We start from the raw sequence: 13,416 nt of genomic DNA on the forward strand, positions 1-13,416 counted from the left end.
TTGTTAGTTAAATTAGTTCTCATCAATGCAATTACAGTTTACCGTTATTGTCGCATCCCCATCGCTATCGTAGGAGATGCTGTAGTCGCAGCCGCATTGAGCATTAGTAATTGTAGAGTTGAATCCTTCGCCAGACCCTGTCCAGCCTCCATAGGAGCCACCATTACTTCCAATTACTGGTCCGGTAGGCCCGGAAGGCGCGCAGCACTGCCAGTGAGGAGCTCCAAAATCGTATTCAGTTGTACTTTGCAGGTGAAACCATATATTCTGATCGTAAATATTGAAGGTGCCTGATGGACTCTGGTATATATTTACCCATCTTGTAGAAATGCAATCACCATCAGGATCATCAAAGTACGCAGTTACGCTCCATCCGTCATTAGTTAGCTCCGGATTGGTATTATTGCACTGGTTTTGATAAGAAGAAAGATCGTATTGACTTGGATCATGATTGACAGGATCAGCCTGTCCTTTCATTAGTGTTGTTAACAAGCAACAAGCAACAAGCAATATAAGTATCTCATGAATCAAATGTACTTTTTTATTTAGAATAATACAAATTTGGTGTTATCAAATAGAATAAAGTGAAGGTCTTGCACTGACCAAATTAAGCATTTAGAATATAGGATATTCCCCTGTTGGAAGTGAGCCATGAGGGATTTTAGGGCCTTGTCTGGGTTAACCGCCGGAGGCAGCTGCGAAGCAAACCCCAGACCTGTGTTACAAAGCTCTCCGAGCTGGCACGCTAAAAAGCGTCATGCCTCCAGCCTTATTGAAGGAACACCTTACATTTAGATAATCGTAGTTTTAAAAAAAATTCGATTTTTATTCTTTGTTTCAGATGAAGAGAACTTGCTATGGGATGCCTTAGTCAAGAAACAGCCTAAACTCCTGGCCCGTCTTTTCAATCTTCAACCCCCGGAAATCCGGCCGGAAATCAGCGACTTCCAGCTCGGTGAATTCTGGTTCATCGTGCGTGGTTGTCAGTACCACTACCGGGCAACCGGCGTTGTTGGCGGCTTTGGCCCCGGTGACGGAGTCTTCGAAGATGATGCAGTCTTTCAGATCGACGCCCAGGGCGTCAGCCCCTTGCTGAAAGACCTCCGGGTCAGGTTTCCCCCGGCTCACCATGCCGGAATGTACGAGGTGGCCCATCAGGTGACCGATGCCGAGGTTCTCCACCACAAACTCCGCATTTTCCTTCGGCCCGGCGGTGCCGATGGCCATCGGGATGCCGGCGGCATGCGCCTGCCGGATGAAGTCCAGGGCACCGGGTACGATGTTGGCCGCGAAGTCGGCGGCGAAAATATCCCGGTAGGCCGCTTCCTTGTCCCAGGCAATCTGCTCCCGCTCCTCCGGCGTGAACCGGTCACCGAAAAGGTTCTTCAGGATCTCCAGGTTGACGCCGTGGATTTCTGCTTTGACGCGCTCCAGGGAATAGTCCAGGCCCAACTCCTTCAGCTTCCGCTGCCAGGCGCGGTGGTGGACCATCATGTTGTCTACCAGGGTGCCGTCGAGGTCGAAGAGGAGGGCTTGGGTGGGGAGGTTTTTCATAGAATTAATTTCGCCAATCATTGTTTTTTTAAAATTATTTACTATCCAACGAACAAACCGTAAAAGGTTTGCGCTGTAAAGATAGCTTCCAATAGGAAAGACCGCTGTCCTCTTTCGAGTTGAGCGTTTTTATTCACCTCTCATAAACCTTATTCTACATGAGAAACTTTACTTCTACCGGCTTCTACCGGCTTCTACCGGTGATAGCCCTTTTATTTAACTTTTCATTTAATGTAAATGGGCAGGTATACACGAAAATATTTAGTGGCGAACAAGACATGCGGGGGCATATTCCTTGGTATTTTGAAGAAAAACCGACAGAAAATGTATTGCCTACTCCTAATGTCAGCGCTGCTCTTGATCTAGATGCACTTTCCGTTAAGCCAATTGACAGAATTGCTGTTGAGGTCAACGCTCAGCTAAGTAAGAAAAACGGATTACTGTACGAATTTGGTAATTACTCTGTCTGGAAACTTCCAATTAAAATAGTTGGAGCTAAATCTCTTTCCTTTGTTTTTGAGGATTTAGTTTTGCCTTTAAATGCCTCCATGGTCATATATAATAGTGAAAAGACAGTTCTTCATGGACCAGTAAGGGGAGAAAATTTAAGAAACGGAGAATATATATCTGAAATTATATATGGAGAATCAGCAACCATAGAAATCCTTTTACCGGAGGAATCCGTTAAAGAATTTGAAGTGTCGATAAAATCGGTTGCTTTTGGATTCAGAGGAAACGATATAGAGAATGGAAAAGCATATGGTCAAGCTCTACCGTGTATACCTGATGTTGCATGTCCAGATGCTTCCAATTGGCAAGACGAAGCCAATTCTACTTGTTTGGTTTTGAAAAATGTTACCAGCGAACACTGTTCTGGTACACTTTTGACTGATGATTGTCAATCTGATACCCCTCTCGTACAGACTGCGGGGCACTGTATAGATGGTGAAAACTTATCTTCATTTAGGTTTAGATTCAATTACAGAAACGTTTTGTGTAATGGGTCAACTGCACCATCATCGCAAACTTGGATAACTCTATCGGGGGCTTCACTAAGAGCATTATTCGAAGGTGCTGATGCTTCTTTATTAGAAATTAATGAGCCAATTCCAGCTGATAGTGACATACTTTTTGCAGGTTGGGATAGAAGAGCAAATATCCCAACAGAATTGACGATAACACATCACCCTCAAGGGGATGTTATGAAGTTTTCTCATGATGATTCTGCACCAACAGTTAATTCGAGTGATATTTTTCTTGGTAGTTTTGGTGTAGGTTATACTCTTACGGCAGGTGATGCATTTGTTGCTGAATTTTCTCCGGGATCAAATGGAGATATTGGGACAATTGAAACTGGAAGTTCGGGAGGAGGTTACTTCGATCAAAATCGACGTGTTGTAGCTGTTCATTCTGCTTCAGAAAGTTTCGTTGGAGGAGTAACCTGTGAGGTTGATCCTGAAGCACTTGCAGGTCGATTTAGTAGTGCTTGGCTTGGTGCTGGTACTAGTTCTACAGGCTACAGTGATTGGTTGGGCGCGACTACAGCCCCAAATACAACTGATTCTCATTACGGAGCCTTTGTCTCTGGAGAAGAAGTAGTTTGCTCTAACGATCAGTACCTGCTAGAAAATTTCCCAATAGGTAGCTCATTGTCATGGGCTGTCACACCCAGTTCACTGTTTACTGGAAGCACAACTGGTACAGGTAGCTTGGCAACTTTAAGTGCTGCAAATCTTAATTTTTCTGGTTCAGCAGTGCTTACATTTACAATTATTAATGGGGCTTGCTCTTCCCGCACTGTATCCAAAAACTTATGGGTAGGAAAACCTCAGATTCCATCTATTAGTGGTCCTTCCTGCTTTGAGCCTGGTTTGAACTATTATTTGACAGCTAATTCACAAGGAGCAGATTCTTACTCTTGGAACTTTCCTACGTGCCCTTATTTCCGTTTGATCCAGAGCTTTGTTGGGAAAACTATTCTGGAAACTCAAAAACGGCATGGGTGCATGCTGGTGAACAGGATGGCACCATTAGTGTATTCGTTTCAAATCGTTGTGGGACTCGGTCAGTAAATATGGCTATTGATCTCTGTAACCAAGGCGGCGGCGGTGGAGGTGGTGTCCAACAGCGCAGAAGAGTAGAGCTAGGGAATGTTGCTTCTTTAGTAAACGATATCGCAATTTACCCGAACCCTCTATCTTATGAAAACGGAAAGACTCTTTTTGTGCAAGGCGGCGATAAAACATTGGTTGGTGCTTTGGTGAAAATATACGATAGTAGTGGTAGAATGATCCTTCAGGAAAAAAACTTTCAACTACCAATAAGTATCGATTTGCAGACACTGGATAGTGGAGTGTATATGATAAGTGTTTATTCTTCAGATATAAATAGCGTTCGTAAAATTATCGTCAAATGATAATCAATAAACATAATTGTTGCCTGTCAATATCTACGCTGCTAACTTTTGCTTTTTTCATCACATTCAGTTCAATCGCATGCTGTCAACTTGATACTCTAAGTTCATCTTGGTCAATGGAGTTGTCGGCGGGGATGGCAGAGCATGATAAACGGCTATATTCATATCCAAACAGGGATCGACTGCTAAGGACACAGACAGAGTTTTTTGGAACATACTCGTTTGGTCTTACTATTCAATATGAAACTAGCAAGCGAGGATCGTTTTCATATTCTGCTGGCATAAATAGCCTTTATGAAGTAGCAACTTTTAAAAGACCTGTAGTGGATGCTTCCATACCCGCAGGAGAGTTTGCTCCTAGCATAATAACTTTTGTAGATAGGCATAAACAGCTAATGATCGCACCTTTTGGCCAACTCAACTATCATTTCAATAAATCACTGGCTTTTAATGTTCGCCTACAACCTCGTTTTCGTTATTGGGTGAAGCCGGTTGATACCAGTTCTGGTAGTGATAGAAAAGGGAATTTTGAATTCTCTCCCCGATCATTGGAAGCGTATGCCGGGATTACCTTTTCTTGTGGCCGGATGAATTTAAATTTGTTTTACCGGGCTGGGAATGTTAACCGTTACGATGAATACATTGTTAACGGCTCCACTCATGGAGCAAACTCTCTTGAACAAGCCCCCCGAGGCTATGAATGGTTTAACCCCGTAAAATTGACCATAGGAGTAGGCTGCGCCCTGTAGGTTTCTAGCAACTCTACGCGATCAGGTGCGAAGGTGGAATGCGGGTTTCTCGTGGCAATGGGGCAGGTGGTGTATTTGCGGGGCATTTAGCTGAAAATTTGAACGATCACTCTTCTTCCAGGGAACGAATTATACCTCCTTTGTCCGCTCTGGCGTGTGTAATTCTAGAAATGATGACCCGTAAATCTTCAACAAGAATAGTAAAGATGATTCTGTGCACTTTTTTAGCAACGATATAACGGTAAGTCAAATTTCTTTTCCCGCTACTCTTGTGATATACTGGATTAGATTCCGGGAATTTTTCTAGACTAAGAATTTTTTTCTTGATCGCTAAGACGGCCTTAGTGGCTGACGCATGCGAGTAGTTTGTCATTAAATAATGAATGATTGCATCGAAGTCTTTCTCTGCCGAGTCTTCAATCGTTACTCGATATCATTCATCCATTTCTCTTTCTTTTGGAAGAAATCATCGGCTTCAGTCCCTCCTCCATTTATCACCTTTTCTACACCCTCGTCAGCTGCTTGCAGGAATTCCTTTTTACGGAGTGGGCTACCGTCAACCAGGTAATCGATAACGGGATTTTCTTCTTCCATTTCCCGCTCTTCGGCATAGGTTCGCATCATTGAATGTACCACTCGGAGGAAGGAGGTGTCCATGCGTGACACCTCCGCGATAATCTCACGACGCATTTCCTCTTCTGAGAACGAAAGGGGGCGTTGTGAATCTGTCATAACGATTAATTAGGGATATAAAGATAACGCCTGATTGGGTAGGTTTGGTTTCAATGGTATATCCTGGTCAAATTTTCTGTAGTAGCTATTCATCTCCATCATTGCTCTTCTACGGGGAAAACATTGCACCTGCGCTCCGGCGCACATGCAACATTAGGCTACTTTTATACGTCTTTTATATCTAAACCACTCTACAAAGTATGCGTAATACCTTTTCCCTGATCGGCCTCCTGGCGACCCTGTTCGCCGTCGGCTGTTCCACCACCAAGCCCGCTACGGTTGAAGCCCCCGTTGTGATGGAGGTCCGAGACCTCGACACCATGACCATTACCCCGGAAGCCAACGGCGTAACGGATATGCAGGCGGAAATCGAAATCCCCAACGAACGCCCCGTTTACCGGCCGGCTTACTTCCGTACCCACGACCTGCTGCATACGCGGCTGGACTTGCGTTTCGATTGGGCTAAAGAACAAGTAATCGGCAAAGCGACGCTGAAACTAACTCCTTACTTCCGGCCCAGCGCCAAACTGGTCCTCGACGCTAAAGGCTTTGAGTTTAAGAGCATCAAAATGGCCAGCGGGAAGGAGTTGAGCTATGACTACGGTGGGGAGAAACAACAGGTAACCATCGCCCTCGACCGCCAATATAAGCGCGGGGAGGAGTACACGATTGTGATCGATTACACGGCCATCCCGGCTGAATCCGGTGGTAGCGCTGCCATCACTTCAGACAAGGGCCTCTTCTTCATCAACCCCCGGGGCGAAGAAGGCGATAAGCCCCGCCAGATCTGGACGCAGGGCGAAACGGAGAACAACAGCCGCTGGTTCCCGACCATCGATAAGCCCAATGAGCGGACGACCCAGGAGATGTACGTGACCGTTGCCGACGAGTACGAGACGCTCTCCAACGGATCGCTGATCAACCAGACGAAGAACGCTGATGGTACCCGAACGGACTACTGGAAAATGGACCTGCCACACGCGCCTTACCTCTTTGCGCTGATCGTGGGCGACTTCGACATCGTTGAAGATCAGGACTGGAACGGTATCCCCGTTAACTACTACATGGAAAAAGGCTGGAAGGACCACGCCAAAGACATCTATCCTTACACCCGTGAGATGCTGAGCTTTTTCAGCGACGTGACCGGTGTAAGCTACCCCTGGCCGAAGTACAGCCAGGTGGCGGTACGCGACTATGTATCCGGCGCCATGGAGAATACCTCTGCCGTTATCTTCGGCGAGTTTATGCACGGCACCAAGCGTGACCTGATCGACGTAGAGACCAACGAAAAAATCGTTGCCCACGAGATGTTCCACCACTGGTTCGGTGACTACGTCACCTGTGAAAGCTGGAGTAACCTGACCCTCAACGAAGGCTTTGCCAACTACAGCGAGTATCTCTGGATGGAGGAAAAGCACGGTCGTGATGCCGCCGATTTCCACATGCTCAACGAGCGAAGCGGCTACTTTGGCAGCGTAAACCGGGGTGAGCCTCACGAGTTGATCTGGTACGACTACGACGACAAAGAAGACATGTTCGATGCCCACAGTTACAATAAAGGCGGTGCGGTACTACACATGCTGCGCCACTACGTAGGCGATGACGCCTTCTTCACCAGCCTGAAGCACTACCTGACCGAAAACCAGTACTCCGCCGTTGAGGTGGACGAACTGCGGATGGCTTTCGAAGAAACGACAGGTGAAGACCTCAACTGGTTCTTCGACCAGTGGTTCCTGAAGGCTGGCCACCCGGCCCTGTCGTTGGATACGGACTACGCCGACGGTAAAGTGACGCTCACTGTAGAGCAAACCCAGGAGACGGAGCACAACGTGCCCGCTATCTTCCGCATTCCCGTTGAAGTAGACATTTACACGAACGGCAGCACCACACCAAACCGGCAGATTATTACCGTTGATCAGCGTAAGCAGACCTTTACGTTCGACTCGCCAGTGAAGCCCGACGTGGTCATCTTTGATCCCAACCATCAGCTGCTGGCTCAGTTCAACTACATCAAGTCGGCCGAAGAACTGGCCGCTCAGTTCAAGGCTGCGCCCAACCTGATTGACCGCTACCTGGTGCTGCAGCGCCTGTCCACCAAGGAGGAGAGTGACGCAAAAACGCAGACGCTGACGGCGGCATTGAAGGATCCCTTCCATGCGGTCCGCGGACTGGCAATGCGGACCATCTCTGAGCCTACCCCGGACCAAATTGCGCTCGTGCGGATGTTGGCCGAAGGCGACCCCCACAGCGCCGTTCGTGCCGCTGCCATTGAGATGTTTGCCGAAGTGGGGGGCGACAACGTGAAGACAGTAGCGGAGTCTGCGCTCAATGCCGAGCCTTACCCCGTAGTTGCTGCCGGCCTGCAGGCGCTCGTGAGCGTTGACCCGAAAGCGGCGGCCGCCGCCGCAAGCCAGCTGGAATCCATTGAGAACGACGACATCGCCGGCGCACTGGCAGAGCTCTACGCCGGTTTGGGTGACGTGAGCAAGTTGCCCTATTTCGAAAAGCGGATGAACGAAGTGGATGGATACGGCGCCCTCAACCTGATGGACGGCTACCGCAACCTGCTGGCCAAGGGAAGCCCCGATCAGATGGCTGCCGGTGTGGCGAAGCTGAAATCGCTCGGCCTGGACCAAGGTGGTAGCCCTTGGCGTCGCCTGGCCGCTACCAAAGCCATCAATGATATCCGGGAGTCGCTGAAAAAAGCGGGTGCTGCTAACCCGATGATCGAGCAGCTCAAAATTATGATCGATGAGATCAAGGCGAAGGAGACTGTATCTGACCTAAGGCAGATTTATGAAGGCTATGGGCAGTAGGGGAGGTTGCAGGTTGCAGGTTTCAAGGTGCAAGATGCAGGTTGCAAGGTGACCCGCAACCCGCAACCTGCAACATGAAACCTGCAACTTGCAACCCGGAAACATTTTCCTTGCTTCACACACCATTCTACGGTGACCAACGTTTAATAAGCAAGTCTTAACCAGCGCGGCGTATGGGTTGTCCATTCGCCGCGCTATTTTTTGCCCCATGACGATATTCCGCTTTTTGCCCGCTTTGTTGTTTGTCCTTTGTCTGCTACCCACCGGAGCTGATGCTCAGTTGGAGATGCGTGGACTGGAAATCGGCCCCTGGGCCGGTGCTTCCTGGTACCTGGGAGACCTGAATACGGATTACCGGCTGGACCGGCCCAATGCGGCCGGAGGCTTCGGTGCCCGATACAATTTTAATCACCGGCTGGCGGCAAAGCTGAGCTTCAACTACGGTAAAGTAGAAGCCTATGACAGCGATAGCAATAACCCTTTCGAGCAGAACCGCAACCTGAGCTTTCAGAGCGATATCTACGACGGTACCCTGCAGTTTGAATTCAACTTCCTGCCTTACTACCACGGCCATAAGGAGTACTTCTTTACGCCCTATGCTTTTGCTGGTGTGTCTGTCTTCCGTTATAACCCCAAGACCGAGACGGACGACGGAGATTTGGTAGAACTCAGAGATCTGGGGACGGAAGGCCAACTCCGGGGCGAAGAATATCAGGTGCTGAGTACGGCCCTGGCGTACGGCATTGGTTTTAAATGGGACCTGAGCTACGAAATCAGCATGGACGTCAACATTGGCGTGCGAAATGCCAGCACGGACTACCTCGATGATGTCAGCACGGTCTACCCGGATTTTTCCGACCTCAGTCGTTCGCGCGGACCAGTAGCTGCAGAACTCTACGATCGGGGCCTGATGCTGGACGGCGAAGGCAACCGCATCGACCGCGAAGGCGAACAGCGCGGGGACGATACCCTGAAGGATCGTTATTTCTTCATCGGTCTGGGCTTCAATTACTACTTTGGAGACGTACGCTGCCCGAGTTATGGGAATAAGCGGCGGCGGTAGGTGGTCTTTTGGTATTTTAGTACTTTGGGCTACCGCCTTAAACTTTGTTTGCTACGTTTTTAATTTGTTCCACTGAGCCCTTCAGTGTTCTTAATTTGCTCCCGCAAATGACAGCTCATTCCGTTCGATCAGCCCAAGGTTCAACTATTTTATGACGCATCATCAGATATGATGCGTTTACCCTAACCGCGTCCGAGAAATGTCACTGGTTTTAGGAGTAGTATGTATAAAATACCGTACTTGCCTCCAACGCCTCCAACGCCTCCAACGCCTCCAAAATGCGGTAGCCCAAAAGACCAAAGAACCAAAAGACCAAAGAACCAATGCGTCAAACCATCTTCACCCTCGCCCCCCGTGAGCGCGGATACCACATCATCACCCGGGAAGTGATGAGCCAGCTGCCGGATCTGCCGAAGGTGGGGCTATTGCATCTCTTCATCCAGCACACCTCCGCAGCCATCACCATCAATGAGGCGGCAGACCCGGACGTGCTGACGGACTTTGAGTCTGTCTTTAACCATATCGTGCCGGAGAACCTGCCTTTTCTCGTTCACACGATGGAAGGCCCGGACGATATGCCGGCGCACATCAAAGCAGCAATGATCGGGCACAGCATCACCGTACCCATCACCGATGGCCGGCTAAACCTTGGCACCTGGCAGGGAATCTACCTCTGTGAATTCCGCAACCGGGCCAGTGGGCGGCGGCTGGTGGCGACGGTGTATTGAGGGGGAGAACTTCGCGGTTTTGGCGTAATGCACTATTGTTTTGACTTCGAAAAGCCTCGATTCAAAAATAGAGGAGAATAGGTAGTCAGGTTGTTCTTACGCGAAAATTTTCGAACTCTTTTGAGGAATTTTTTTGGAAAGTTTAGATGGTCTTTTTGCTGGTGAATCGAAATGACTTCTCCATAGTAGTAATTGATGGGAATTAGAACGCCAGTGCTGTCAATGTTGCAGCTATGTAAATCAATCCTGAATTGATCTATCTTGATCCATTCTCTATTATCAGGATGGAGCCTAAATAGATCACATAAGGCATTCCTATTATTTGAAGAAGGCTCATTTTGATCGTAATAAATATGGAATGCCATATAGTTGTTGCCATTATCTATTGGTGCTTTACGGGAAAGGTGCGCTAAGTTAATTTTGCTTTCGATAAGGCAATCATTTATTCTAGACGAAATGTTCTGTGGTTTCGTGTTTGCACATCCTACCCAAGATGCGAGGTAGAAAAGTATTGCTATTTTAGTTGCCGCGTTTTTCATTCGAAACAGTTTCGAAGGCCTGGCATTATTCAACCGGTTTGTAGTTAATCAACGTAACCGTTTCAAAAATAATCGTCTTGTCAGATAACGACTTCTTTCGGAAAGATTGAATGTAGTTTTCAGGGAAGTCATCAATAGTCCTGATTAATGACTTGCCCCAAGGCTCTCCTTGATATAATACTAATGGAATCAGATAAGATTCCCTCGCTTTCATGCAGGGTGCTTTAGCGCTGCCTATTGACTTGTATGTTGTCCATTTTCCGTCTTTCTTAAGGCAGAGTAATGTTAGGTTATGTTTTTTTTCTTTTGATTGCTGTGCAATGATTGCGTAGTATGCTACCGAATCTCCGTAATCAGGATTGGTGAGTTGATCAGAGATATTCTTATACAAATACGATCGACACTCTTTGTCAATTTCTTCATTTTTCTTGTAAGAGGGCCGAAGAAAGCAGCTCGAAAATATGCATGCAAGAAATAGATAAATAGATATGTTATAATTCATAATTAATAACATTTGGTCATTCCTACGGCATCTCTTTCGGAATCCATTCCAGATTGACAACTAGCCAGCTTGTCTGCATCAATAACATTTTGTCTGAAATTTGGGTCAGCTGCTTCTTTAGCTCTGAATGCAGGAGTATTGTCTAGTCCAACCCAAGCAAGCCTGTATGCATAGGAAGGCTCGAGATCTGGGAATAGGGAAACTAAATCAGAAGTTATTGTTTCTACATATTTATCTGCCATTTCTATGTGAGATCCACTTTCATTGTTTGTGCCAGTAGAAAACAAAGGATACCTGTTAGCGAAATCTGCCGTGCTCATATGAATGCGCTGTTGAGCAATGTGAGCGTGTAATAATTCATGTAACAAGGTTGCTGCTAAGCCTACTTGAGTACAATTCATTGGTTTGTCCGAATTGAAGGTAATCTTGAACTGACCACCATCTATATCAAGTCCAGGAGGTGTTGTTGGTAAACTAGTATGTGCCCAGGTAGTACTAGCTAATTGCTCTCCTGAAACTGAAGAAGTGGTTATTTCTAGATTGTCACTCCCGTTGTGATCACGAAACACCCTAAATATGCTACGTGACGCTTTTGTGATGAACCTTGCACTTTTCCACTTATTGATTACATCACACAAGCAGGGGTCTTCACTGCAATCGACACTGTTCGCTATTCTGTCTGTTTTAGAAGCGTTTTCTCGAATAAAATTTTTCGATTCTGAGCTAAAACTTTCTTCATCTAAAATTTCAGCTATATCGAGTAAATAAAGTTTAGAAGAAGCGTTGAATCGGTAACGATCTGAAAATGCCCAAACTGTCGTAGTGACCTGTTCGTTTTCGTTCATATTCTCATGAAGGCCCGCAATAATTTCAATAGACAGGCTAATCCCCTCAGCTATAATTGGATCAGAAACTGAGCTAACTAACAAAGAAATACTTTCTGGATGAGTCGCTAACCAACTCAAGCTAATTGGAGAAGGTGAGTTATGAATTTCAATAGCAGAGACAATTGAAAGAAAGTCGTCAGCAGCCGTTGTAAAGGCTTCTCCAGCATTGACTGAAGTGTATCCAAGGTAAGCAATCAGGTCGGGTAATGAAACAGTTGAAGGGATGTCTTGTAAATTCTTACTGGCTAAGTAGTTCACCGATTCCACAACATGGTCATTACCATTTGCCAAAACAACAGCATTTAAAAAAGCGGATAACTCTTCATCCGAAAAGCCATTATAATTATCAGTAAATGGAAAACTGCCATTTCCCGTAAGAGGAACTACCGAATTGAGGTAGTCAACTACTTGCGCTCGCACACAATTGCCTGAATTGTGAATGTCACTAAAACATTCTTCAAACGTATTCTCATTAAGAATGTAGTTAATGACGTTGCCGTCATAAGGAAGATCTTTTAGTAAAATGTCGAGTCTTTCAATGTTGGTTTGGGTAACACTGGATAATAGCCTTCGAGGTATAATGCCCAATATTTTGATAAATTCTCCACAGTCGTCTGGGCCGCAGTTATTGCTTTTATCATCTGGCCAGAGAAAAACTAATCCACACCACGGTTCAAAAGTAATGACGGTTGTGCAACCGCTCTGTTCACAACCGTATTCTTCCACATGCCAGCAATCTCCTCCAGAAGGGTGTACGGTGGTGGGGCCAGTTGTTACCCTACCTCCGGGGCCTCCTGCTTCGCCACTTCCTCCGCCGCCTCCTCCACTAGGAGTAGTGCCGTAGTCTGGTTTGCCAACTAAAATTTTGAAACAATCTCCAAGGTTGCACTTTTCTTTAAACTGTAAAAGTGTACTTAGAGGCCTGATCCTAACGGCTCCCGAAAAATTAGAAATATTGTCTTTTCCCGAATTGAAACCGATACTAAACTCCGTATCCATTTCGTATTGGTAGACAAAACTTGTACTATTTCCCAAGCTATCTATTCGTACTACGAGATTAGCAAAAACATCTATTGACTTTTCCTCCAATAGAAAACTGTAAACAATAGCATTCCCTGAAGTATCATTAACTATGTAGGCAGGAGTTAAAAGTATTGAGTCGAGAAAATTTTCAAATTTTCCATCTTTGGTTCGAGGCGTAGATAGATTGGTTACAGAATTTATGATTTCTGAGCGCAGTACCAGTACTTCCTCCGAGACCAAATTTCGTTCAACGATTATTGGTTTGTTGCGAATAACTTCTTCAGGATGAATAGGAGTTTCATCTAATGGTATATAGCCATCTTTTTCGCAAGCAGTGAGCAAAATTAAACTGATCGCGAAGAATCGAAGAAGCGAAGAAGCGAAGAAGCGAAATTTTTCATAGGGTT

At 46.4% G+C, this 13,416-nt stretch carries 12 protein-coding genes; 6 read left to right on the forward strand and 6 right to left on the reverse strand.

The genetic code is table 11. The features are described from left to right. Positions 1 to 12: 12 nt before the first annotated feature. A complete protein-coding gene (locus BM123_RS23810) occupies positions 13 to 477 on the reverse strand; it encodes a hypothetical protein (RefSeq protein WP_139211725.1) in 465 nt (154 codons plus the stop codon). 390 nt (positions 478 to 867) lie between these two features. Beyond that, the gene (locus BM123_RS02375) at positions 868 to 1,554 is read right to left on the reverse strand and encodes an HAD family hydrolase (protein ID WP_090165427.1); all 687 of its coding nucleotides are present in this window, start codon (positions 1,552 to 1,554) and stop codon (positions 868 to 870) included. Positions 1,555 to 1,712: 158 nt separating this feature from the next. Here BM123_RS02375 and BM123_RS23815 point away from each other — a divergent pair, with 158 nt between their 5' ends. From BM123_RS23815 to BM123_RS23820, 3 genes are read left to right on the forward strand one after another with little or no spacing between them, the layout of a single operon-like run. Then, complete coding sequence (locus BM123_RS23815) at positions 1,713 to 3,626, forward strand: trypsin-like serine peptidase (protein ID WP_139211726.1); 1,914 nt, start codon at positions 1,713 to 1,715, stop codon at positions 3,624 to 3,626. A 2-nt stretch (positions 3,627 to 3,628) separates the two neighbouring features. Beyond that, positions 3,629 to 3,970, forward strand: coding sequence for a T9SS type A sorting domain-containing protein (locus BM123_RS02385; protein WP_090165222.1), 342 nt, complete (start codon positions 3,629 to 3,631; stop codon positions 3,968 to 3,970). Then, entirely contained in the window at positions 3,967 to 4,719 is a 753-nt protein-coding gene (locus BM123_RS23820; protein ID WP_139211727.1) for a TonB-dependent receptor, read from the forward strand. Before BM123_RS02385 ends, BM123_RS23820 begins: the two co-directional genes overlap by 4 nt. A 106-nt stretch (positions 4,720 to 4,825) precedes the next feature. On the opposite strand, the gene BM123_RS24850 is transcribed toward BM123_RS23820, so the two are convergent. Then, a complete protein-coding gene (locus BM123_RS24850; protein WP_090165224.1) occupies positions 4,826 to 5,140 on the reverse strand; it encodes a type II toxin-antitoxin system RelE/ParE family toxin in 315 nt (104 codons plus the stop codon). 2 nt (positions 5,141 to 5,142) lie between these two features. After that, complete coding sequence (locus BM123_RS02400; protein WP_139211728.1) at positions 5,143 to 5,451, reverse strand: hypothetical protein; 309 nt, start codon at positions 5,449 to 5,451, stop codon at positions 5,143 to 5,145. A 200-nt stretch (positions 5,452 to 5,651) separates the two neighbouring features. On the opposite strand from BM123_RS02400, the gene BM123_RS02405 reads away from it, so the two are divergent. The 3 genes from BM123_RS02405 to BM123_RS02415 all read left to right on the forward strand — a co-directional run bounded on the left by BM123_RS02405 (position 5,652) and on the right by BM123_RS02415 (position 10,058). Then, the gene (locus BM123_RS02405) at positions 5,652 to 8,267 is read left to right on the forward strand and encodes a M1 family aminopeptidase (protein WP_090165226.1); all 2,616 of its coding nucleotides are present in this window, start codon (positions 5,652 to 5,654) and stop codon (positions 8,265 to 8,267) included. A gap of 208 nt (positions 8,268 to 8,475) precedes the next feature. After that, positions 8,476 to 9,330 carry a type IX secretion system protein PorG gene (porG, locus tag BM123_RS02410; RefSeq protein WP_090165428.1) on the forward strand — a complete coding sequence of 285 codons (855 nt, stop codon included), beginning with the start codon at positions 8,476 to 8,478 and terminating at the stop codon, positions 9,328 to 9,330. 323 nt (positions 9,331 to 9,653) lie between these two features. Then, complete coding sequence (locus BM123_RS02415) at positions 9,654 to 10,058, forward strand: secondary thiamine-phosphate synthase enzyme YjbQ (protein WP_090165227.1); 405 nt, start codon at positions 9,654 to 9,656, stop codon at positions 10,056 to 10,058. Between the two features lie 564 nt (positions 10,059 to 10,622). Here the strand turns inward: BM123_RS02415 and BM123_RS02425 are convergent. Both BM123_RS02425 and BM123_RS02430 read right to left on the reverse strand, forming a co-directional pair. Beyond that, positions 10,623 to 10,988, reverse strand: coding sequence for a hypothetical protein (locus BM123_RS02425; protein ID WP_139211729.1), 366 nt, complete (start codon positions 10,986 to 10,988; stop codon positions 10,623 to 10,625). Between the two features lie 113 nt (positions 10,989 to 11,101). Beyond that, positions 11,102 to 13,351, reverse strand: a complete 2,250-nt coding sequence (locus tag BM123_RS02430; protein ID WP_139211730.1) for a hypothetical protein — start codon at positions 13,349 to 13,351, stop codon at positions 11,102 to 11,104. Positions 13,352 to 13,416 lie beyond the last annotated feature (65 nt).

Source organism: Neolewinella agarilytica, assembly GCF_900110645.1.
GTDB classification, from domain to species: Bacteria; Bacteroidota; Bacteroidia; order Chitinophagales; family Saprospiraceae; genus Neolewinella; species Neolewinella agarilytica.

Bases quoted from the DNA above. Each gene is read 5' to 3' on its own strand.
- BM123_RS23820 (WP_139211727.1), top strand. From the start codon at position 3,967: ATGATAATCAATAAACATAATTGTTGCCTGTCAATATCTACGCTGCTA.
- porG (WP_090165428.1), top strand. From the start codon at position 8,476: ATGACGATATTCCGCTTTTTGCCCGCTTTGTTGTTTGTCCTTTGTCTG.
- BM123_RS02400 (WP_139211728.1), bottom strand. From the start codon at position 5,451: ATGACAGATTCACAACGCCCCCTTTCGTTCTCAGAAGAGGAAATGCGT.
- BM123_RS02375 (WP_090165427.1), bottom strand. From the start codon at position 1,554: ATGAAAAACCTCCCCACCCAAGCCCTCCTCTTCGACCTCGACGGCACC.
- BM123_RS02385 (WP_090165222.1), top strand. From the start codon at position 3,629: ATGGCTATTGATCTCTGTAACCAAGGCGGCGGCGGTGGAGGTGGTGTC.
- BM123_RS23815 (WP_139211726.1), top strand. From the start codon at position 1,713: ATGAGAAACTTTACTTCTACCGGCTTCTACCGGCTTCTACCGGTGATA.
- BM123_RS23810 (WP_139211725.1), bottom strand. From the start codon at position 477: ATGAAAGGACAGGCTGATCCTGTCAATCATGATCCAAGTCAATACGAT.
- BM123_RS02405 (WP_090165226.1), top strand. From the start codon at position 5,652: ATGCGTAATACCTTTTCCCTGATCGGCCTCCTGGCGACCCTGTTCGCC.
- BM123_RS02415 (WP_090165227.1), top strand. From the start codon at position 9,654: ATGCGTCAAACCATCTTCACCCTCGCCCCCCGTGAGCGCGGATACCAC.